Source organism: Streptomyces griseicoloratus (assembly GCF_014534645.1).
Classification (GTDB): domain Bacteria; phylum Actinomycetota; class Actinomycetes; order Streptomycetales; family Streptomycetaceae; genus Streptomyces; species Streptomyces griseicoloratus.
This window is the reverse complement of the sequence record NZ_JACVQF010000233.1, coordinates 1-21,153: the sequence shown is the minus strand read 5'-3', so window position 1 is coordinate 21,153 and position 21,153 is coordinate 1. Positions and strand designations below refer to the sequence as shown.

Annotated in this window: 19 protein-coding genes, 1 tRNA gene and 1 pseudogene; 2 read left to right on the top strand and 19 right to left on the bottom strand. The window is 70.9% G+C overall.

Features of this window, described 5'->3' with window-relative positions; all coding sequences use genetic code 11:
• Positions 1–87 precede the first annotated feature (87 nt).
• From H0H10_RS34525 to H0H10_RS34485, 9 genes are all read right to left on the bottom strand, one after another.
• Positions 88–1,227, bottom strand: coding sequence for an LCP family protein (locus H0H10_RS34525; RefSeq protein ID WP_188185134.1), 1,140 nt, complete (start codon positions 1,225–1,227; stop codon positions 88–90).
• Between the two features lie 339 nt (positions 1,228–1,566).
• Entirely contained in the window at positions 1,567–3,360 is a 1,794-nt protein-coding gene (locus tag H0H10_RS34520; protein ID WP_188185133.1) for a trypsin-like serine protease, read from the bottom strand.
• 211 nt (positions 3,361–3,571) lie between these two features.
• Entirely contained in the window at positions 3,572–5,620 is a 2,049-nt protein-coding gene (gene rho, locus H0H10_RS34515; RefSeq protein ID WP_188185132.1) for a transcription termination factor Rho, read from the bottom strand.
• 408 nt (positions 5,621–6,028) lie between these two features.
• Positions 6,029–6,946: a homoserine kinase gene (gene thrB / locus H0H10_RS34510; protein ID WP_188185131.1), complete on the bottom strand. Its 918-nt coding sequence runs from the start codon at positions 6,944–6,946 to the stop codon at positions 6,029–6,031.
• A gap of 352 nt (positions 6,947–7,298) precedes the next feature.
• A complete protein-coding gene (gene thrC, locus H0H10_RS34505; protein WP_188185130.1) occupies positions 7,299–8,357 on the bottom strand; it encodes a threonine synthase in 1,059 nt (352 codons plus the stop codon).
• A 6-nt stretch (positions 8,358–8,363) separates the two neighbouring features.
• On the bottom strand, positions 8,364–9,653 hold the full coding sequence (locus H0H10_RS34500) for a homoserine dehydrogenase (RefSeq protein WP_188185207.1): 1,290 nt from the start codon (positions 9,651–9,653) through the stop codon (positions 8,364–8,366).
• A 162-nt stretch (positions 9,654–9,815) separates the two neighbouring features.
• Positions 9,816–11,207, bottom strand: coding sequence for a diaminopimelate decarboxylase (lysA, locus tag H0H10_RS34495; RefSeq protein ID WP_188185129.1), 1,392 nt, complete (start codon positions 11,205–11,207; stop codon positions 9,816–9,818).
• An 18-nt stretch (positions 11,208–11,225) separates the two neighbouring features.
• Positions 11,226–12,335: an ArgS-related anticodon-binding protein NrtL gene (gene nrtL / locus H0H10_RS34490; protein WP_188185128.1), complete on the bottom strand. Its 1,110-nt coding sequence runs from the start codon at positions 12,333–12,335 to the stop codon at positions 11,226–11,228.
• Positions 12,336–12,486: 151 nt separating this feature from the next.
• The gene (locus tag H0H10_RS34485; RefSeq protein ID WP_188185127.1) at positions 12,487–13,005 is read right to left on the bottom strand and encodes a response regulator; all 519 of its coding nucleotides are present in this window, start codon (positions 13,003–13,005) and stop codon (positions 12,487–12,489) included.
• Positions 13,006–13,148: 143 nt separating this feature from the next.
• Here H0H10_RS34485 and H0H10_RS34480 point away from each other — a divergent pair.
• Positions 13,149–13,223 (top strand) — tRNA-Arg (locus H0H10_RS34480).
• 400 nt (positions 13,224–13,623) lie between these two features.
• A complete protein-coding gene (locus H0H10_RS34475; protein WP_188185126.1) occupies positions 13,624–14,829 on the top strand; it encodes a PIN domain-containing protein in 1,206 nt (401 codons plus the stop codon).
• A 44-nt stretch (positions 14,830–14,873) separates the two neighbouring features.
• Here the strand turns inward: H0H10_RS34475 and H0H10_RS34470 are convergent, their stop codons facing one another.
• The 10 genes and pseudogenes from H0H10_RS34470 to H0H10_RS34425 all read right to left on the bottom strand — a co-directional run.
• Positions 14,874–16,247, bottom strand: coding sequence for a tyrosine-type recombinase/integrase (locus H0H10_RS34470; RefSeq protein ID WP_188185125.1), 1,374 nt, complete (start codon positions 16,245–16,247; stop codon positions 14,874–14,876).
• Positions 16,244–16,438, bottom strand: coding sequence for a helix-turn-helix transcriptional regulator (locus H0H10_RS34465; protein WP_188185124.1), 195 nt, complete (start codon positions 16,436–16,438; stop codon positions 16,244–16,246). The genes H0H10_RS34470 and H0H10_RS34465 overlap by 4 nt, the downstream gene beginning before the upstream one ends.
• Entirely contained in the window at positions 16,411–17,733 is a 1,323-nt protein-coding gene (locus H0H10_RS34460; RefSeq protein ID WP_188185123.1) for a replication initiator, read from the bottom strand. Before H0H10_RS34460 ends, H0H10_RS34465 begins: the two co-directional genes overlap by 28 nt.
• 130 nt (positions 17,734–17,863) lie before the next feature.
• Entirely contained in the window at positions 17,864–18,121 is a 258-nt protein-coding gene (locus H0H10_RS34455; protein WP_188185122.1) for a SpdD protein, read from the bottom strand.
• Positions 18,122–18,135: 14 nt separating this feature from the next.
• On the bottom strand, positions 18,136–18,330 hold the full coding sequence (locus tag H0H10_RS34450) for a hypothetical protein (protein WP_023588145.1): 195 nt from the start codon (positions 18,328–18,330) through the stop codon (positions 18,136–18,138).
• Between the two features lie 10 nt (positions 18,331–18,340).
• Positions 18,341–18,532, bottom strand: a complete 192-nt coding sequence (locus tag H0H10_RS34445; RefSeq protein ID WP_188185121.1) for a mobile element transfer protein — start codon at positions 18,530–18,532, stop codon at positions 18,341–18,343.
• Positions 18,532–18,723 (bottom strand): RING finger protein, encoded by a 192-nt coding sequence (locus tag H0H10_RS34440; protein WP_019527053.1) that lies wholly within the window; start codon positions 18,721–18,723, stop codon positions 18,532–18,534. The genes H0H10_RS34445 and H0H10_RS34440 overlap by 1 nt, the downstream gene beginning before the upstream one ends.
• Positions 18,724–18,741: 18 nt before the next feature.
• Positions 18,742–19,370: pseudogene (locus H0H10_RS34435) on the bottom strand (DUF2637 domain-containing protein).
• Between the two features lie 81 nt (positions 19,371–19,451).
• The gene (locus H0H10_RS34430) at positions 19,452–20,825 is read right to left on the bottom strand and encodes an FtsK/SpoIIIE domain-containing protein (RefSeq protein ID WP_188185120.1); all 1,374 of its coding nucleotides are present in this window, start codon (positions 20,823–20,825) and stop codon (positions 19,452–19,454) included.
• Between the two features lie 5 nt (positions 20,826–20,830).
• On the bottom strand, positions 20,831–21,153 hold a 323-nt coding region (locus H0H10_RS34425), incomplete at its 5' end, for an SCO3933 family regulatory protein (protein WP_188185119.1).

Below are 21,153 nucleotides of genomic sequence, written 5' to 3'. Positions count from 1 at the left end.
GGGGGTTGCGGTCGTCTATTCCCCGCGGGCCGGCGGTGGTTCCCGCGCCCGCGCGCAGGAGCCGCCCGTCGATACGGACCCGCGCCCCTAACCGGCGCTCACGACTCCGTCCGCCTCACCGGTGGCCGTGCCTTCCGTGGCCGTCTTCGGGATCTCCCGGTCGTTCTTCAGGGCGTCCCACACCTGCTGGGCCTTGGTCTCCTCCACCAGGACGCGGTTGGCGTCGGCGGGGTCGTAGATCACCGGCATCGTCACCATGTGCATGTTGGAGGGGCCGATGCCCTTCAGGCCGCCGGCGAAGGACATCAGGGAGTTCACCGAGCCCAGGTCGGAGTCGGTGGTCACGGTCTTGGTGGCGGTGTCGGCGAGGTCGTAGAGCCTCTTGGGGTTGGTGAGGACGCCGACGTCCTCGACCTGGTGGACCAGGGCCTTGATGAAGGCCTGCTGGAGCTGGATGCGGCCGAGGTCGGAGCCGTCGCCGACGCCGTGCCGGGTGCGGACCAGGCCGAGGGCCTGCTCGCCGTCGAGCCGGTGGGTGCCGGCCTTCAGGTCGAGGTGGCTGTCGGGGTCCTCGATGTCCTCGGTGGTGGTGACCTCGACGCCGCCGAGGTCGTCGATGAGCTGCTGGAAGCCGCCGAAGTCGACCTCCAGGTAGTGGTCCATGCGCAGGCCGGAGAGGGACTCGACGGTCTTCACCGCGCAGGCGGCGCCGCCCGTGGCGTACGCGGAGTTGAACATCACGTCGTCGGCTGCCGGGTGCTCGCCCCCGTCGGTGTCGGTGCACTCGGGGCGGTCGATGAGGGTGTCGCGCGGGATGGAGACCACGCTGGCCTGCTTGTGGCCCTGGTGGACGTGCACGATCATCGCGGTGTCGGAGCGGGCGGTGCCGTCGTCGGTGCCGCCGCCGAGCTTCTCGTTGCCGCCTGAGCGGGTGTCCGAGCCGAGGACGAGGATGTTCTCGGAGCCGTTGTCGGCCTTCTCGGGCCGGTCGGTGCCGAGGACCTGGTCGATGTCGACGCTCTTCAGGTTGCCGTTGAGCTTGAAGTACAGCACCCCGGCGCCGGTGCCGCCCAGAACGACGATGCCCGCGGCGGTCCAGGCCACGACCAGCAGGCCCTTGCGCCGCTTGGCGCGGGGCTTGCGGCGGCGGCCCTTGGCCCGGTGGCGCGGTCCGGTGCTTCCGGACTCACCCGGTATGGCGGGATCGGGCATGCTCTCGGCGGACATGTGCTCCTCGGTTCTCGTCCGGTCGGTTACCCCCTGCTCTCGGGGCCGGGTTCGGTCCGGTGGCTCGTCGGCCGGTACCGCTCCATCGTCCCTCCGTACGTCAGACGGGGGAACTCGGGACAGGGTTGCACAACTGTCTGTGCCGACCGGGCGGGCAGACGGTCACGGAACGTGCCCATCGGCCGGTGGCCCGCGTCGCTGACCTGCGGGTCCGCGGGCACCGCCGCGGGCGCTGCGGGCGGGACGCCGAGAGGGCCCGTGTGGCGAAGATCGCAACGCGAAGGGCCGCCCCCGGAACGGAGGCGGCCCCTGTCACGACCGCGGGCGGACCCGGCGGGATCAGCCGAAGAGGTTGAACGCCCCCCAGCCGCCGCCGACCTTGATCCTGGTCTTGAACGTCGCCGTGCCCGCGCTGCCGGTGCCCTTGTAGAGCCACAGCACACCGGAGGTGTCCCGGGCCAGCAGGTCGGGCCTGCCGTCGCCGGTGACGTCACCGGCGGTGGCGAAGGCGTTGTACACGGACCAGCCGCCGCCGACCTTGATCCGGGTGCCGAGCGCCGGGGAGGCCTTCCCGGTTCCCGGGTACAGCCACAGGACGCCGGAGCCGTCCCGCGCCAGCAGGTCGGCCTTGCCGTCGCGGTTGTAGTCGCCCTTGCCGGTGATGGTGTACGCGGACCAGCCGCCACCGATGCGGACCCGGGTGCCGAACAGGCCGTTGCCCTTGCCCGGGTAGAGCCACAGGACGCCGTCCTTGTCCTTGGCGACCAGGTCGGGCAGGGCGTCTCCGGAGAGGTCGCCCGGAACGCGGATGTCCTTCATCGCGTTCCAGCCGCCGCCGATGCGGATCGACTCGTAGCGGTCGTCCCCGTTGAACGCGAAGTCGTACAGCACACCGTCCGGGGCGCGGTACAGGTAGTCCTGGTAGAAGTCGCGGTTCAGGTCGGCCTGGCGCACCAGGCTCAGCCCGCTCCAGTCGCCGAGCGAGACGCGGTCGGCCAGGTAGGGCCACCGGTCGCCGAGGGAGTAGTACTCGAAGGCGTCGCCGCCGGACGTGCGGGCGAAGAGGTCCGCCAGGCCGTCGAAGTCGAGGTCGCTGTCGTCGATGCGTGCGTTGACCTCGCCCGCGTAGGAGCTGGTCTTGGCGTAGACGCCGTAGGCGCCCGTCGCGACACAGTCCGTGACGCCCCAGGAGACGACACCGGCGATCCGGCCGTTGACCACGAGCGGGCCCCCGGAGTCACCGTTGCACGGCGAGACCGTGCCCTCGTCCTGACCGGACGCCGGGTAGCCGGCGCAGGCCATCTGACCGGGCACGAAGTCGGAGCCCCAGTACCCGGTGCAGGCGGCGTCCGAGCGCATCGGCACGGTCGCCTTCTGCAGCGTCGGCGAGATGTCGTCGCTGGTGGAGCTGGTGCGCCCCCAGCCGTACACCGTCGCCGGGGTGCCATTGGCGTACGAGGCGGTGTCGCTGCTCGACGCCGGCTGGAGCGTCTTGTACGGCAGCGCGTCGGTCAGCGTCAGCACGGCGAGGTCGCCGCCCGAGATCGTGCTCGGCCGGTACGTGGGGTTGACCCACTGGCGCCACACGCCGGCGACCCGGCCGCCGTGCAGGTCGCCGCCGTCCGGGAGCTGGGCGGTGCCGCCGAGGACGGCTCCGTTCGCCGCCCAGTCCAGGCCGTACACGCAGTGCGCGGCGGTCAGGACCTTCGCCGGGGCCACCAGGGTGCCGCCGCAGAAGTAGCCCTCGTCGTCGGAGGTGTCCGCGGTGCCCTTGTCGTCGTAGTAGTGCAGCTGCACCATCCACGGGGCCTCGGCGATGGTCGCGTCCTTACCGCCGATGATCTTCGGGTCGACGGTGCCGGACGGGGACGGGGCGCCGGCGGTCGCGCCGGCCTCGGGCTGCGCCGCGGGCGGGGTGGCCTCGCCGTTCTTCAGCGCGGCCCCGGAGCCCTGGATCCGCTCCTGCAGCTCCGCCTGCGAGGCGCCGGGCTGCAGGGTGGCGGCCGGCCGGGGCGGGACGGGGACGGTGCCCGACGCCTGGGCGGGGGCGGCCGAGAGAACCGCGCCCGACAGGGCGAGTGCGGCGGCTGCCGCGGGAAGAACCAGGTGGGTTCTTCGGGAGGTAGGTGTCACTCAGATTTCTCCTGTCACCGTAGGGGCTCGCAGGAGAGAAGAACCCAGCGGACGCCGCCCCGCCGAGGCAGCACGAAACCTCCCCGTGGGCGTATCCGAAAATACGTTCCCCCCCACTGCAGTGCGCTGATCTTACAAGGCAGAAGTCCCGCCCCGTCACCTGCGTGACGGAGCGGGACTTCGGACGGTGCCGGAGCGGGCCGCGGACGGCTCAGTCGCCGTTGGCGGGCGCCGGGGTCGTCTTCTGGATCTGCATCAGGAACTCGACGTTCGACTTCGTCTGCTTCATCTTGTCGAGGAGCAGTTCGATCGCCTGCTGCTGGTCGAGGGCGTGCAGCACCCGGCGCAGCTTCCAGACGATGGCCAGCTCCTCGTTGCCGAGCAGGATCTCCTCCTTGCGGGTGCCGGACGCGTCGACGTCCACCGCCGGGAAGATGCGCTTGTCGGCGAGCTTCCGGTCGAGCTTGAGCTCCATGTTGCCGGTGCCCTTGAACTCCTCGAAGATCACCTCGTCCATGCGGGACCCGGTGTCCACCAGGGCGGTGGCGAGGATGGTCAGCGAACCGCCGTCCTCGATGTTGCGGGCCGCACCGAAGAAGCGCTTCGGCGGGTACAGGGCGGTCGAGTCGACACCACCGGACAGGATGCGGCCGGAGGCCGGGGCGGCGAGGTTGTACGCACGGCCCAGACGCGTGATCGAGTCGAGCAGCACGACGACGTCGTGACCCAGCTCCACCAGGCGCTTGGCCCGCTCGATGGCGAGCTCGGCGACCGTGGTGTGGTCCTCGGCCGGGCGGTCGAAGGTCGAGGAGATGACCTCGCCCTTGACCGACCGCTGCATGTCGGTGACCTCTTCCGGACGCTCGTCGACGAGGACGACCATCAGGTGGCACTCGGGGTTGTTGTGGGTGATCGCGTTGGCGATCGCCTGCATGATCATGGTCTTGCCGGTCTTCGGCGGGGCCACGATCAGACCGCGCTGGCCCTTACCGATCGGCGACACCAGGTCGATGATGCGGGTGGTCAGCACGCCCGGGTCCGTCTCCAGGCGGAGGCGGTCCTGCGGGTACAGCGGGGTGAGCTTGTTGAACTCCGGGCGGCCGCGGCCGTGTTCGGGGGCCATGCCGTTGACGGAGTCCAGGCGCACCAGCGCGTTGAACTTCTCGCGGCGCTCGCCCTCCTTGGGCTGGCGCACGGCACCGGTGATGTGGTCGCCCTTGCGCAGGCCGTTCTTGCGGACCTGGGCGAGGGAGACGTACACGTCGTTCGGGCCGGGCAGGTAGCCGGAGGTGCGGATGAACGCGTAGTTGTCGAGGATGTCCAGGATGCCCGCGACCGGGATCAGGACGTCGTCCTCGGCGATCTGCGGCTCCTGCACGTCGTCGCGTCCGCGACGCCCACGCCGGTCGCGGTAGCGGCCGCGACGGCCCCGACGGCCGCCCTCGAAGTCGTCGTCGTCCTGCTGGCGGTCCTGGCGTCCGCCGCCCTGCTGCTGGCGCTGCTGGCCGCCGCCCTGCTGCTGGTCGTCGCCCTTGCCGCGGCGGTCGCGGTCACGGCCGCGGTCACGGCGGTCGCGGCGGCGGCCCTCGCCGCCCTCACCGGCGTCGGAGCGGGCGTCGCCCTGCTGCTGGGGCTGCTGCGCGGGCGTCTCGGCCTTCGGCTCGCCCTTGGCCTCGGCGGCGACCGTCTCGGTGGCGGCCGGGCTGCCGGCGTCCGCGGTGGCGCGGCGTCGACGGCGCTCGGAGGGAGCGTCTTCTCCCCCACGCTCGGCTTCGCTCGCGCGGGCGGTGCCCCCAGCCGGCTGGCCGGGGATCTCGATCTGCTGCTGGGCCACGGCCTGCTCGGCCTTCTTGTCGGCCTTGCCGGCCTGCTCGGCCTTGTCCGCCTTGCCGGCGGTGTCGGCCTTCTGCGCCTTCTCGGCGGCGGGGGCCTCGTCGCCCGTACGCGAACGGGAGGTGGCACGGCGCTTCGGCTTGGTCTCGCCGGCTGCGTCGGCGGCGGGCGCCGCCTTGGCGGGGGCTCCTCCCGCGGCCTGCGCCTCCTTGATGACCTCGATCAACTGGCTCTTGCGCATGCGCGCGGTGCCCCTGATGCCGAGGCTGGATGCGACCTGCTGCAGCTCGGCCAGCACCATGCCCTCGAGGCCGGTACCGCGGCGCCGCCGGGAGCCGGCACCGGTGGCAGGCGCGGAAGCGTCCGTGGCGGGCGCGGCAGCGGTCTCCTCGACACGTGCGCCCATCAGATCGGTGGTGTCGCTCACGAAGGGTCCTTCCCTGGAGCGGACGTCGGCCTGTCTGGCTCGGCGACCGGTTGTGCTGTCCGGCGTCGGTCCTTGATGTCGGAACCGTGCCGGGGCGGTGGTCCGCCTAAGCGGCGGAAGAAATATCTGGTGATGGCGCTCCCCCTAGCCGTGGCACCCAGTGTCTGTGTCACGCGGCGTGGTCGCACCGGCTCCGGAGCGTGCCCGTCGGGCCGCTCAGTGTCCGTGTCGGCCGTACTGCTTGCGTACGACGTCCACCACACAATGCGACTTGGGGGGCTCCCGGAAGAATGTCTGTCCCGGACGGGGACACGAGGCACCTCGCCATGGTGGGGTCGGGTGCAGACTTGAGGTTAACACTACCGGATCCAACAAACATTCCCCCTCTCCAAATCCGGCAACCGTGTGTCAGGTCGCGAGCGGCAGCACGCTCGCGCCCTGCTGGTCCAGGCTCAGCCGGTTGGCGGCCCATTCCGTGCCCGCCAGCGCCTCGACCTTGTCGGCCGTGCCGGCGTCGGCCAGCGCCATCACCGTGGGCCCGGCGCCGGAGATCACCGCCGGGATGCCGTCGGCGCGCAGCCGCTCCACCAGCGCGGCGCTCTCCGGCATGGCCGGGGCGCGGTACTCCTGGTGGAGGCGGTCCTCGGTGGCCGGCAGCAGCAGCTCGGGGCGCCGGGTCAGGGCCTCGACGAGCAGGGCGGCGCGGCCCGCGTTGGCGGCGGCGTCGACGTGCGGGACGGTGCGCGGGAGCAGACCGCGCGCGGTCTCCGTCAGTACCGGCTTTCCGGGTACGAAAACCACCGGAACGATGGAATCGGCGGGCTCCATCCTGATCGCCCGGGCGGCGCCGGACTCCATCCAGGACAGGGTGAAGCCGCCCAGCAGACAGGCCGCCACGTTGTCGGGGTGGCCCTCGATCTCGGTGGCGAGGTCGAGGAGCGCCGCGTCGTCGAGGCGGGCCTCGCCGCCTATCGTCACCGCGCGCGCGGCGACGATGCCGGCGCAGATGGCGGCGGAGGAGGAGCCGAGGCCCCGGCCGTGCGGGATGCGGTTGGCGCAGACGATCTCCAGGCCGCGCGGCTGGCCGCCGAGGACGTCGAAGGCGGTGCGCAGGGAGCGTACGAGCAGGTGCTTCTCGTCGCGGGGCAGCGTCTCGCTGCCCTCACCCGCGATGTCGATGTGCAGCCCGGAGTCGGCCACCCGGACGACCACGTCGTCGTACAAGCCCAGCGCGAGGCCGAGGGCGTCGAAGCCCGGGCCGAGGTTGGCGCTGGTGGCGGGGACGCGCACCCGGACGGCGGCGGCGCGGAACGCTGGACCGGCCATCGCTCGATGACTCTCCTTGAGCTGCGTGACTGTCGAATGACATTCGATGACGTACGGAAAACCCCGGGGCCGCCACTGCCTGCCGAACGGGCGACCGCTCCCGACCGCCTCCCGACCGCGGAGACGGCGCGGCACCGCGGCATATGCGGCGGGCGGGTTCAGTACAGCCTATCGAAGGAAGGTTCTGTGGCGACATAGGGCGCACGGGAGGCGCACGATGCGTGTCGTAAGCCCCCTGTGCACCCCCCGTAGGGAACTTCCCCAGGTAAGCGTCCCCTTACGCCCTCGTACGCGGGCGGGGCGGGGCGCGGTGGGGGTGGGCGGCGCGGCCGGAGCCCGCCGCCCGCGCCTGCTACACCAGGCCCAGCCGCTCGGCCGCGGTCGCCGCGTCGACCGGGACGGTGACCGGCTGCGGAGCACCGGCGACGGCCCAGTCGGGGTCCTTCAGACCGTTGCCGGTGACGGTGCACACGATCTTCTGCCCAGGGTCGACCTTGCCCTGCTCGGCGGCCTTCAGCAGACCGGCGACGGACGCGGCCGACGCGGGCTCGACGAAGACGCCCTCCTGCGAGGCCAACAGCCGGTAGGCGCGCAGGATCTCACGGTCCGTCACCTCGTCGATGGCGCCGCCCGACTCGTCCCGCGCCGCGAGGGCGTACTCCCAGGAGGCCGGGTTGCCGATCCGGATGGCGGTGGCGATGGTCGACGGGTCCTTGACGACCTCGCCGCGCACGATCGGGGCGCTGCCGGAGGCCTGGAACCCCCACATGCGGGGGGTGCGGGTGGCGACGCCGTCGGCGGCGTACTCCTTGTACCCCTTCCAGTACGCGGTGATGTTGCCCGCGTTGCCCACCGGCAGGACGTGGATGTCGGGTGCGTCGCCGAGCATGTCCACGATCTCGAACGCGGCGGTCTTCTGGCCCTCTATACGCACCGGATTGACCGAATTGACCAGCGCCACGGGGTAGTTGTCGCTCAGTCCGCGGGCGAGCGTGAGGCAGTCGTCGAAGTTGCCGTCGACCTGGAGGATCTTCGCGCCGTGCACGAGGGCCTGGCCCATCTTGCCGAGCGCGATCTTGCCCTGCGGCACGAGGACGGCGGAGACCATCCCGGCCCGCACGGCGTACGCGGCGGCGGAGGCCGACGTGTTGCCGGTGGAGGCGCAGATGACGGCCTGCGCGCCCTCCTCCTTGGCCTTGCTGATGGCCATGGTCATGCCGCGGTCCTTGAAGGACCCGGTCGGGTTCGCGCCCTCCACCTTGAGGTGGACCTCGCAGCCCGTGCGCTCGGAGAGCACCTGCGCGGGCACGAGCGGCGTGCCGCCCTCGCGGAGCGTCACGACCGGCGTGCTGTCGGAAACCGGCAGCCTGTCCCGGTACTCCTCGATGATTCCGCGCCACTGGTGGGTCATTGCTGGTTACTCTCCTTCAACCCGCATGATGCTGGCGACACCCCGCACGGTGTCGAGCTTGCGCAGCGCCTCGACCGTACCGCCGAGGGCGGCGTCGGACGCGCGGTGGGTGACGACGACGAGGGAGGCCTCGCCGTCCTTGCCCTGCTGCCGGACGGTGTCGATGGAGACACCGTGCTCGGCGAACACGGTCGCGACCTGGGCGAGCACGCCCGGTTTGTCGGCGACGTCGAGGCTGATGTGGTAGCGCGTGACGACGTCGCCCATCGGCGAGACGGGCAGTGCGGCGTACGCGGACTCGCCCGGTCCGGTCGCGCCGCTGAGCCGGTTGCGGCAGACGGCGACGAGGTCGCCGAGCACGGCGGAGGCGGTCGGCGAGCCGCCGGCGCCGGGGCCGTAGAACATCAGCTGTCCGGCGGCGTCGGACTCGACGAACACGGCGTTGTAGGCGCCGCGGACGCTCGCCAGCGGGTGGCTGAGCGGAATCATCGCCGGGTGGACGCGCGCGGTGACCGACGCACCGTCCGCGGCCCGCTCGCAGATGGCGAGCAGCTTGATGGTGCAGCCCATCTCCTTGGCGGAGGCGAAGTCGGCGGCGGTGACCTCGGTCATGCCCTCGCGGTAGACGTCGTCGAGGCGCACGCGCGTGTGGAAGGCGATCCCGGCGAGGATGGCGGCCTTGGCGGCGGCGTCGAAGCCCTCGACGTCGGCGGTGGGGTCGGCTTCCGCGTACCCCAGGGCGGTGGCCTCGTCGAGCGCCTCCTGGTACCCGGCGCCCGTGGAGTCCATCTTGTCGAGGATGAAGTTCGTCGTCCCGTTGACGATGCCGAGGACCCGGTTGACCTTGTCGCCGGCGAGGGACTCGCGCAGCGGCCGGATCAGCGGGATGGCGCCGGCGACGGCGGCCTCGTAGTAGAGGTCCTTGCCGTTCTCGTCGGCCGCGGCGTGCAGGGCGGCACCGTCCTGCGCGAGGAGGGCCTTGTTGGCGGAGACGACGGACGCGCCGTGCTCGAAGGCGGTGGTGATGAGGGTCCGGGCGGGCTCGATGCCCCCGATGACCTCGACGACGACGTCGATGTCCCCGCGTTTCACCAGGGCGGTGGCGTCGGTGGTGACGAGGGAGGGGTCGATGCCCTCGCGCACCTTGTCGGGCCGCCGTACGGCGACGCCCGCGAGCTCGACGGGCGCCCCGATCCTGGCGGCGAGGTCGTCGGCGTGCGTCGTCATGATGCGCGCCACCTCTGAGCCGACCACTCCACAGCCCAGCAGCGCCACCTTCAGCGGACGCGTACGCATCATCCGACCTCGTTTCCTCATACCGTCTACGGTTGGTCCAGTCTCACTCACCGGACGGGATTTTCTGCCTTTCGTCCGGATCGTGAGACGTTTATTTCACTAGGGCGGGACGGAAAGGCGAAAGATCTTCCGCCCCGCTCCCGTTGCCTGCGACCGCCGGACTCACCCGACGTCGAGACGCAGCAGGTCTTCCTCTGTCTCCCGGCGGACGATGACCCGCGCCTCACCGTCCCGCACGGCCACGACGGGCGGGCGCAGCGCGTGGTTGTAGTTGCTGGCCATGGACCGGCAGTACGCGCCCGTGGCGGGTACGGCGATCAGGTCACCCGGTGCCACGTCGGCCGGCAGGAAAGCGTCCTTGACCACGATGTCGCCGCTCTCGCAGTGCTTGCCGACGACGCGCACGAGCATCGGCTCGGCGTCGGAGGAACGGGAGACGAGGGCGACGCTGTACTCGGCGTCGTACAGCGCGGTGCGGATGTTGTCCGACATGCCGCCGTCGACGGAGACGTACGTCCGCAGTCCGTCGAGGGGCTTGGTGGTGCCGACCTCGTAGAGCGTGAAGGCGGTGGGCCCGACGATGGCCCGCCCCGGCTCGACGGAGATCCGCGGGGTCCGCAGCTTGGCGGCCTCGCACTCACGCGTGACGATCTCGGTGAGCGCCTTGGCGATCTCGTGCGGCTCACGGGGGTCGTCGTCACTCGTGTACGCGATCCCGAGGCCGCCCCCGAGGTCGATCTCGGGCAGCTCGACGCCGTGCTCGTCGCGGATGTCCTTGAGCAGCCCGACGACGCGGTGGGCGGCGACCTCGAACCCGGACATGTCGAAGATCTGCGACCCGATGTGGCTGTGGATGCCGATCAGCTCCAGCCCGTCCAGCTGCAGCGCCCGCCGCACGGCCTCGGCGGCCTGGCCCCCGGCCAGCGGGATGCCGAACTTCTGGTCCTCGTGGGCGGTGGCGATGAACTCGTGGGTGTGAGCTTCGACACCCACGGTGACACGGATCTGCACGCGCTGCCGCCTGCCCAGGTCCCGGGCGATGTGGGCGACGCGCACGATCTCCTGGAAGGAGTCGAGGACGATCCGTCCGACGCCGGCCTCGACGGCCCGCCGGATCTCCTCGGGGGACTTGTTGTTGCCGTGGAAGGCGATGCGGTCGGCGGGCATCCCGGCGGACAGCGCGGTGGCGAGCTCACCGCCGGAGCACACGTCGAGGTTCAGCCCTTCCTCGTCCAGCCAGCGCACGACGGCCCGGGACAGGAACGCCTTGCCGGCGTAGAACACGTCGGCGTCGGCACCGAACGCGGTGCGCCAGTTGCGGGCCCGCGCCCGGAAGTCGGCCTCGTCGAGGACGTAGGCGGGGGTGCCGTACTCCTCGGCGATGCGCGTGACGGGGATACCGCCGACGGTGACGACACCGTCGGCGTCCCGTGAGACGGTCTGCGCCCACACCTTGGCGTCGAGGGCGTTGAGGTCGGCGGGCGGGGCGGAGTAGTGGCCCTCGGGGAGGACGTCGGCGTGACGGGGCCCGGCGGGGTGTGCGGAACGGCTCATGGCGTCTTCAGGGCTCTCTCAGAGGTGATCGGGTGCGTCGATGCCGAGAAGGGACAGGCCGCCGGCCAGCACCGTCCCGGCGGCTTCGGCGAGGGCGAGCCGGGCGCGGTGGGCGGCCGAGGGTTTCTCCGCACCACGGGGGAGCACGGTGGGCAGGAGGGGCAGCGCGGCATCGGCGACGGTGACGAGGTGCCGGGCGAGCCGGTCGGGAGCGTGCTGCCGCGCGGCGGCGGCGAGGACACGGGGGTGATCGGCGAGGGCGGCGAGCAGACTCTGCACGCCGGCGGCGGTCACGGGCCCGGGCTCGGGGGCGAACCCGAGGTCGGCGGCATTGCGGACGAGGGCCCGGCTGCGGGCGTGGGCGTAACGGACCCGGAAGAGGGGGTTGCTCTCCCGCTGGACGAGGTGCTCGTCGCCGATCAGGGGCCGGTCGTGGGCGGCGGGATGGAGCAGCGCCCAGCGGCCGGCGTCCCGGCCGAGGGGGAGGGGGTCGGCGGGGGCGGGGACGGGGCGGAGGACGGTGGCACCCGGGGTGGGAGGGCTGCCGACCGAGTCGACACCGGCACCGATGCCGACACCGAGGATGCGCTCCCACTCGGGGTGCGGGTGGCCGGAGCAGCGGGTGAGGACCGGAACACCCTGGGACCGAAGAATCCGGGCGACGGCGTCCATGACGACGACGGCACGGACGTCGCGGACACAGTGGATCAAGGCGCCGCCCTGGCCCTGGCCGGCTTGGCCCTGGCCGGCTTGGTTCTGGCCGGCTCGGCCGCTCCGGGGCCCGTCGACGAACCCGTACCGGGAGCCGCGCCGCAGGATCTCCTGGACGAGGGCGACGGGAGCGGCGTCGTACAGGCTGAAGTTGAGGAATCCGGGCCCGGTGACGACGACGTCGGTGATGCCGTCGGTGCCGACGAGATACGGCCGCAGCACCTCGGCGACCGCCAGGGGCGTCCGCCCGGCCGGCCGCGCCAGCTGAAGAGCCACGTTGGTGGCGTAGTCCCCGCACCCCCCGGGACCGGGCGGCGTGACTACGACGCGCTCGGGAGGGGTCACACTGAGCTGCCCCGCGTCGACGGCACGACGCACCGCGTGCAGCACGGTACGGGAGAGCTCGGCGGGGGTCACGGGTCAAGCGTATGGGAGGAGGGGGGTGGGTAGGCCAACTGGTTTGGGCGGGTTCCCGGGATGTGGACGGGGCGCAGGGGGCCAGCGGGGCGAGCCGCGACTCGCGCACCCCGGAGGCAACCTAGGCAACAGAGGTCACCGAACACAAGAACTACCCGGACGCCTCACTGTCACCCGCGGCAGCGGCCCCGAGAACACTCCCGAACGTGGGGCCCTCCTCACCACCCTCGGTCTCACCCCGGGCCGACTCCCGCTCGACCAACTGCCGTACGACACCGACGAGCTCGGCGGGTTCGAAGGGCTTGGAGAGAAAGGCATCGACACCCACATCGACACCGGCATCGACCTCGTACTGCGTACAGGCGCTGATGATGGCCAGCGGAAGATCCCGGGTCCGCGGATCCGCACGCAGCCGGGCGGCGGTCCGGAGCCCGTCCAACCGAGGCATGACCACATCGAGGGTGACGGCGTCGGGCCGCACCTGATGGACGACTTCCAGACACTCGGCACCATCAGCCGCGGTCACCACCTCGAAGCCCTCCAGCTCGAGGTTGACCCTGATCAACTGCCGGATGACCTTGTTGTCGTCCACAACAAGAACCCGGCGCGACGCCCCTGGCACAACTCGAGAGTAGGTGGGGACCGGCCACCGCGTCCGGGTTTTCCCCACTTCCACCCCGTCCGAGGGACGCGCGGAACGCCAGCCGGGGCCCACAGGCCCGACCTGGCCCGCGGAAACCCGTTCATGACCACCCCGGTGAAGCTGGTAGTGTTCTACTCGTCGCCGCGGGCAAGCAGCTCCGCAACCGACACGCCCCCGTAGCTCAGGGGATAGAGCAACGGCCTCCGGAGCCGTGTGCGCAGGTTCGAATCCTGCCGGGGGCACCATGGATTAGGTGCCCAAAGACCCCGTCACCAGCGGAAACGCTGAGGCCGGGGTCTTCGCGTATGTGCAGGCGTGTGCTGCCTGGAGCGGCCGCATGTCGGGGCCTGTGGACGAGGCATGGACGGGATCTTGGAGCATCGCCGCAGGTGAGGCCCGAGAAATAGCGTCGGGTCCGCAGTCCTCATGTCGCGGTCATCCCGGCTGTCCTGGCCCTGATCCCAAAGTGTGAGTCTGGCCGGCCCCCTCGCCGCCCCTCAGCCGCAACGGTCCGAGAGTGGTCATAAGCGGATGGCATGCTGCCTCGAGCGACGCCAGCATGATCGGTTGCGATACTCGAGTGCGGCGGAAGCCCAAGACTTGAGACCCTGTGATCCATTATCGGATCGCACAGAGGTGCATACCGTGATCTTTCTCGACACGTGCATCGTCAGGTCCTTGGGCCTCAAGGACAGCAGCGCTGACCTGCTGCGCGCACTGCGCGCGGTTGGCGAGCGCGTCGGTATCCCGTGGATGGTGGCGGAAGAACTCGTCGCGCAGCGAGTGATCAGCTACCGGGACGCGCACGACTCGGCAGTTGCGGCGTTGAGGGAGGTTGAGCGCCACACGCCATGGGACACAAGCAATCAGCTTGAGGATCCCGATGTCGAACGTATCCGGAAGTACTGGACAAAAATGTACGGAACGCTCGCGGAGATCCTTCCGTCAAGCCCGGCAGCCATGCGCGAGGCGCTCTTCCGTGAAGCGAACGTACTCCCGCCCTGCAAAAAGGCGGGCAAGAACAAGACTGGCTCCAGAGACGCCGTTATCTGGCTCTCGGCCGTCGAGTACGCGCGTGAACACCCCGACGAGACTGTCTACTTCATCAGTGAAAACCACCGCGACTTCACGCACGGCAGCGCGTACCCCAGCCCCATGGACACGGATGTCAGTGATCTCGGTGATCGGTTCGAGCACTTGACTACGCTCGCCGAAGTCGTCCAGCGCTTCACAAACCCGGCTAAGGCAGATAGGGCCCTTTCGCAAGAGATCCTCAGCTCTGCGGCCTCAATCCATGCGATCACAGCGGCCGCGAAGAAGCTCATCGCGGGTACGGAGCCCATCCTGTGCGCGACGTCCGTCAGCGAAGTAGGACAGGAGGTGACCATTTCGGCTGCCCGCTCTTTCTCCCCTCTCAGATCAACGCTGCACACGGTTACCAACGTCCATGCCTATCGTATCGGCGATCACGAGTGGTACACGGCAGACGCTGTATGGCACATGGCTGGCCTGGCCTTCCTAGACGATGCCGAGGTCAGCGCCGCAGGTGTCAGCTGGAACACTTCGCTGCTTTTCGCACCCAATGCCGAGGACTCGCGTGTGACGGTTCTCCGGCACGACCCGCCGCAGCCCCTCTCCGCTGCTGAGTTCAAAGCCATTGATGTTGAAGCCACCGTGGTCGAAAGGCTTGCCCCGGCGGTCACTCAGTTCGCCGAACTCCTGAATCACCTGGTTCCTGCCTCTAGGGGGATTCCTCGGGCCTACGAAGGCGCGCTGAAGAGGCAGGCTCGCCAGGAAGCCATCCAGCGACGGTTGGCGAGCCACTTTGACCATCCAGGACACGACGCGTAGGCCCCGGGCATGATGCCCGGGGCCCCGCGGGGGTGGCGGGTGTCTCACTCGTATTCGCGCAATAGATCCTCGATCCGCCGGTTGGCGACGTCCTGCCGTCCGTCGAGGCACTTCGCGTAGCGGGTCAGCAAGACCTCGACGCTGTTGCCAGCGCGCTCGGCCACCTCGGTCGGGTCGACGCCGGCGTTGAGCCACGTCGACAGCGCCGAGTGCCGGAGGTCGTACGGCCGGCTCGCGAGCGGCGAGGCCGCGACGGCCGGCGGAAGCGCGAGGAGCCGGGCCTCCTGCCACACGCGGTAGTAGGTCGAGGACGGGACGACCGAGCCCTTCTCGCTGAAGAACAGCCGCCCGTCGTCCGCCGTGCCGAAGGTGGCCAGGTGCTCGCGGAGCACGGCGACGAGGTGGGGCGGGATGGGCACCCGCCTGACGTCCTCGGTCGGCCGGTTCTTCAGCCCGCGGTCGTCATGGGTCTCCCCCGAGCCGGTCCACTGCTTGCCGACGGACGGACGGGTCCGGTGGAGCAGCGCCGAGCCCCAGCCCTGCCCGGGAAGGTTCAGGTCCGTCTCGACGAGGCCGACCGCTTCCGCCGGCCGGAGACCGCCGAAGTACATGGCGGCGAACAGACCCACGAGGCGACGACCACGGGCACGCCGGTACCCGCCCACGTAGGAAACCGCCGCCAGCAGGTTCCGTGCCTGCTCCGGGTTGGCGACAACCCGCGGATCGACCTGGTTGGCCACCTTCGGCTTCTGCCAGCGGACAGCCGTGATGGGGTTTTCCCGCAGCTCCCCCAAGTCGACGGCGTAATTCGCGGCATTGACGAGCGTCCGACGCTTGCGCCGCACCGTCTCCGGCGTCGCCGCCGTACCGTCGAGCTTGAGCTTCAGCGAATCGAGGACCGCGCGAGCCGTGGCCGGTTCGGCAAGATCGGCGAGCGGCCGGGACGCTTTGGACACCCAGTGGAGAACGTTCCGCACGTCCTCCGGGACTTCCCGGTCATCGGGCCCCGGCAGCACGAAGGCCCAGTTACGCAATGCTCTGCGGATCACCTCGTCGGACGGCCGTCCGGCGCGCTCGTCGAGGAGTTCCAGCGTCACGCTGGTGAGGGCTTCGTTGATGCCGTCCCGTGTGTTGGGTGCGGCATGGGGCCACTTCATGGCGAGGTACCTGACAGCGAAGGCGTACCACGATACGGCCGACTTCTTCTCTTCCATCGAGGCCGGGAGGCCCGACTCCGTGTCGAATTCCTCGCCCTCGCGCATCGCGCGCATGAGCTTCGTGCGGTAGTGGTCGGCAAGCGCCTTGGTCCGGAAGGACTCCGAGAAGACGTTGCCCGCAACAGACCAGCGGACCCCGTACGAGGGCGTCTTGGTGTCCCGCTTACGGACGCTCCAGACCTTCACGTCGAGAGACTTCACGCCGCCGCCTCCAACTGCCGCAGCCACGTGGTGAAGTCACTCCGCCACACCCGGAGCTCCCCGTTGGGCAACTTGAACGCAGCGGGGCCCTGGCCCAATTCGCGCCAGCGGTAGAAGGTGCGCCGGGACACCCCACCCAGCTCGGCAAGGATCTGCGAAACGGTCATGAGTTCGTCGCGTCGGCGGTCCATGTCGGTTCTCCTTCCGTTCCGGGAGCGGGTTCGAGGGTGGCTGCGAGCCAGCTTTCAGCGCCGGAGAGGCCGGTTCCGGCGAAGACCCAGTGCGCGAGGATGAGAGTCGTTTCCTGGGCGGTGTCGACGGCCGGATCGGCTTGGGCACGGCGCCATACGGCGTGGGCATCGCCGAGGGTGCCGAGGGTGGTGGAGTAGCGGCGGGACTTGGTGGAGAAGTGGCCGCGGAAGCCGAGCATGTGGGCCCAGGCCCGCAGGCGCAGGTCTGCCAGCTCGGGGCGTGCGCCCAGGGTCCAGGCGGTACGGATCATGCGCCGGGCGTGGTCGGTGATCCTCGCTTGCGCCAGTTCGGCGAGGAAGCGGATCGGCCGGTCGAGGGTGCCGGTCGCCATCTCGGCGCCATTGGTGGCGTACTTGGCGACGTACGCCGCTACGGCCCGCTCGGTCAGGTCCTGGCCGTCGTTGAAGTCGGCGGAGCGGATCGTACGGACGTCGAGCTGTCGGCCGAAGACGAAGGTGTGCGGCCGGCCGTCGACCTCCGGGCCGTCGACGCGAGCGGCGGCAGCGGCGGCCCGGATGGCGTCGGTCAGCAGCTCGGCCGTCGCCCAGGCCGGAGGCGCGGTCTCGCCGCCCTCCGGGCCGTCGAGGCGGATGACCGCGTGGAAGTGGACGGCGCCCCGCTTCTGGTACTCGGCCACCTTCGCGAAGGAGACCCGGGCATGGTCACGGAAGGCCCGCTGGGTGAGGCCGGCTCGCTTGGCGACCTCCCGACGGAGGTAGATCGAGAAGCGCCGCCAGAGGACACCGGCGTGCGCGTTCCACAGCACGGCCGCTTCGTAGTCGTACGTATCCGGATCGAGGGGCGTGCCCAGGGCAGGGTCCTGATCGTCGTGACGGAGGCCACAGCGGCAGGGGCGTCCGCCAGCGGGGCGGTTGTGAACCGGGCCGAAGCCGGGGGCGGTGAAGGTGGCGAAGACGCGCGGGTGGGTGGCGACCCGTTCCGGGGTGCCCTTGCCGCCGCGGAGTCCGGCGGTGATCAGGTGGTAGGTGTCGCGGCGGTAGGTCTCGGCGCAGGCCGCGCACCGGGTGGCGCGGCGGTTGTTGCAGCGGAGGAGGAGCTGACCGGCCGGGAGGGCCGACGAGTCCAGGTGGCGCAGGACGCCGCCGATCTCACCGGTCGTCCGGTCCACCGCGTGTTCGGTGCGGTGGCCGTCGAGGCGTACGGGGCGGGTGCAGCCGCCCAGGCCGGACAGTTGGCGGGCCAGTTCGGGAAGGGTGCCGAGGGAGGCCAGCATGGAGAGTTCCGCCAGCGGAGGCGGAGTCTGCCGGGTGATGATGGGAGTTCCTTTCGGCTGTCGTGACGGTTGGGAGGGACAGCCCCGGGGCGGCGGGATGCTTGGCGGCGTTTGCCGCCCCGGCGGCCGGTCAGCGCTTGTGCGCGCCGTTGACGAGGGAGCGCAGGACCACGGCGGCGATCGCCACGGACACGGCCGAGACGGCGACCGCCGCAAGGAGCGCGGTGAGCACGATTCCGACGACGACCACGGCGGCGACCGCGCCGGCGCCGATGCCCAGGTACGGGGCGACCGGGCGGCCGGCCGAGGGAGCCGGAGCCTGCGTCTGCCGAGGCGTGACGGTTGTCGTCAGCAGAGTCGGGACGTCGGGCAGCTTGGGGCGGAACACGGTGGATCTCCTTGTCACTCGTGGGTGCCGTTGACGACGTCGACCCCGGAACGGGTGCCGGACTCGATGGCGGGGGCGAGGAAGGTGTGCGAGAGCCAGAAGCCGAAGAGCGCGATCACGACGGCGACCCAGAGCCGGACGCCGAGGAACTTGATCGCGGCCCAGGCGATGACGCCCAGGACGAAGACGAGCGGCAGCGAGACGGTCACGGGATCTCCTTCAGCGGACGGCGCAGCGATGGGTACGGGCGGCCAGCTCGGCGGCGGCGCGGCTGTCGTAGTCCGTGGCGAAGCCGCAGCGCGGAGCCGTGCAGGCGGCGGTGTGCTTCTCGCGGCCGCGGCCGTCGTAGTAGGTGGCGACCTGCACGGGGCCGATGCGGACGCCGCGGCGGAAGCGGCGGTTGGCGGTCATCAGGGGGTCTCCTTGAGGTCTTGGCCGGTGAAGTCGGTGACGTGCTCGGCCAGCCAGCGCAAGATCTCGTCGCCCTCGTAGCTGTCGGCGGCGAGGATCACGGGCTCGGCGATGAGCACGGCTTCGGTGAGGCGGTTCTGTCGGGTCAGCTCGGCGGCGCGCTTCAGCGCGCGGAGCGTGGACGGGCGCACGAGGAAAAGTCCTCCGGGTCAGGTCAGGTGGGCGGAGATGGCTTCGGCCAGCGGCAGCGGGACGCCGAGCCGGGCGCGAAGGGTCGAGGTGTCGATGGGCGTTCCGGTCCGGGCGCGGTGTTCGTCGGCGACCTTGCGCGCGAGCGTGACGAGCGCCGGCGGGACCGGGGCGTGGAGGGCGGAGCCGGTTCCAACTCCGCAGCGGACAACTCAGATGCAGACGCAGGCACTTCGGGCGCGATGGGTTCCGGGGCCGACTCGCGTCCCCCCGTCGAGGCGTCCGCGGTTGCTCCGTGGGCGAGCAGCGTTCCGCCCAGGAAGGCAATCGCGGGCCATCCGGCGACGAGGATGCGCAGCCAGTCCGGCACGTCGTTCAGGTCGAGCAGACCGGCCGTGGCGACGTTGGCGCCGAGTGAGGCGGTCAGGGCGACGAGGAACCAGCACCACCCGGCCGCTTTCGCCTCACCAAAGCGCAGCCGCCGCCAGGCCGCGACCAGCAGCAGGTCGACGGAGACCGGATAGGCCCACGCCTTCCAGCCGTCCTGCCCGGCGGCCAGCGCCAGGTCGTGCAGGTGGGCGAAGGACAGCGCGGCGGCGATCAGTGCTTGGACGAGTACGGCGTCGATGCGGACGGACAGGGCACGCACGGCGCAGCTCCTTCCGGTTCCAGGCATGGAGGGGGTAGGGACGTGGCACGGGACGGCCGTGCCGGCCGTGGGCGGGTGCGCTTACTCGGTGACCGGGCGAGCCGTGGCTACGAGCCCGGACGCCTCCACCGGCATCGGCGGGACGTACGGCCGGTAGGGGTCGAGCGCCGGGACGTCGGGGGCGAGGTGAGCCGTCGCGCGGCAGGTGACCGCAGCGTCGGCGAGGGAGAGGTAGGGGGTGCGGATGCGGGACCAGCTACCGGGGGTGTCGCCGACGACGGCCAGGCCTGGCAGCTCGGGGGCGATGGCACAGGCCGCGACGACGGCCTCAGGGGCGATGTCGCCGAGCGTCATCTTGGCCGAGGCTTCGTCGTTCACGCGGTGGCAGACGCGGCCGGTGAGCTGGGCACGGAGCATGGTCGCGCCCTTGCCCAGCTCGGCGCCGAAGCGCTGGCCGCAGACTTCGAGATAGATGCCAGCGGCCCGGCCGAGTTGGGCGAGCCGGATGAGGTGGGTGACCATCTCGTCCCGCCGTTCCTCCTCCTTCCGCGTGGCGACGAGGAAGAGTTCGGCCACCTCGTCGATGAACAGCACGATCGGGGCAGGTCGTTCGTCCTCCGGCAGTCCCCAGACGTCCGAGGTGATCAGTTCTTCCGGGGTGCCGGGCGCGATGCCCTGCCGGGCCTTGATCAGGTCGTATCGGTCCTCCATTTCCTTCACGAGCGCGGGAAGCAGCTCGGCCGCCTGGTCCGGGTCGGTCGCCAGGGCGGAGAGCCGAGGTGCGAAGGGCGCCAGCTCGACCCCGCGCTTGCAGTCGATGCCGACCAGGGCCACCGGCTGAGCGGCGAGCCCGGTCAGCAGGTTCCGCAGGTACATGGACTTGCCCGAGAGCGTGGCGCCGAGCACCAGCTCATGCGGCACGGCCCGGTAGTCCCGCACGAACGCGGTCGCGTCCTCCCGTAACGCCACCGGGATCCGAAGCGGACCACCGTCCAGCCGACGGGGCATCCGCACCTTCCGCAGCACGTCGAAGCCGACAAGCCGCAGCTCGACGACGCCCGGCTTGACGTCCCGCACGTGGACGGCGTGAACGCCCCAGGCGTGCCGGAGGCGTTCGGCGGAGGCCGCCACGTCCGCCGGCTCCTGCCCCGGAGCCAGCCGCAGTCGCATGCGCAGGCCGGTCGTGGTGGGACGGATGACGCCCCGACGAGGAGGCACCGGCCGGACCTCACGGCGGGTGGTCGCCCGGACGGCCAGCACCCGCCACCGGGACGGCTCGACGGTCAGGCCGCAGGCGTCCATGGTCGAGGAGTACGAGGCCAGCAGCCGGACCACCGAGAGCGGCAGCCCGACCGTGGACCAGTACGCCGCCGGGTGGGCGTGCCGGGTGTAGGCGGCGCCGCCTATCGCAGCGAGCGAACCGCCCAGCTCGGCCCACGTCACCAGATCCGTCACGGCGGTCAGCCCGCCTGAGCCATCGAGAAGGCACCCGGAGCGACGGCGGTCGCCCGGTAGGCGATGCCGTGCCGCTCCCGGCCGTTGAAGACGCTCTGCCAAGGCCGTGCCACCAGACCCGGAAGCGAGACCGGAGCACCGACCGTCAGGCCCTCGGTCACGCCGCTCTCCGCGACGGTGACCTGGATCAGCGACGACTCGCCCTCGTCGATGTAGACGACGCCGACGGTCATCAGTGCCTCACCGGTCATCGCATCCTTGGCGATCTCACCGGTCTGCCGGTCGCGCACCTTCGGCGCCGGAGCTTCGGTGAGCAGGATCGTGGCGG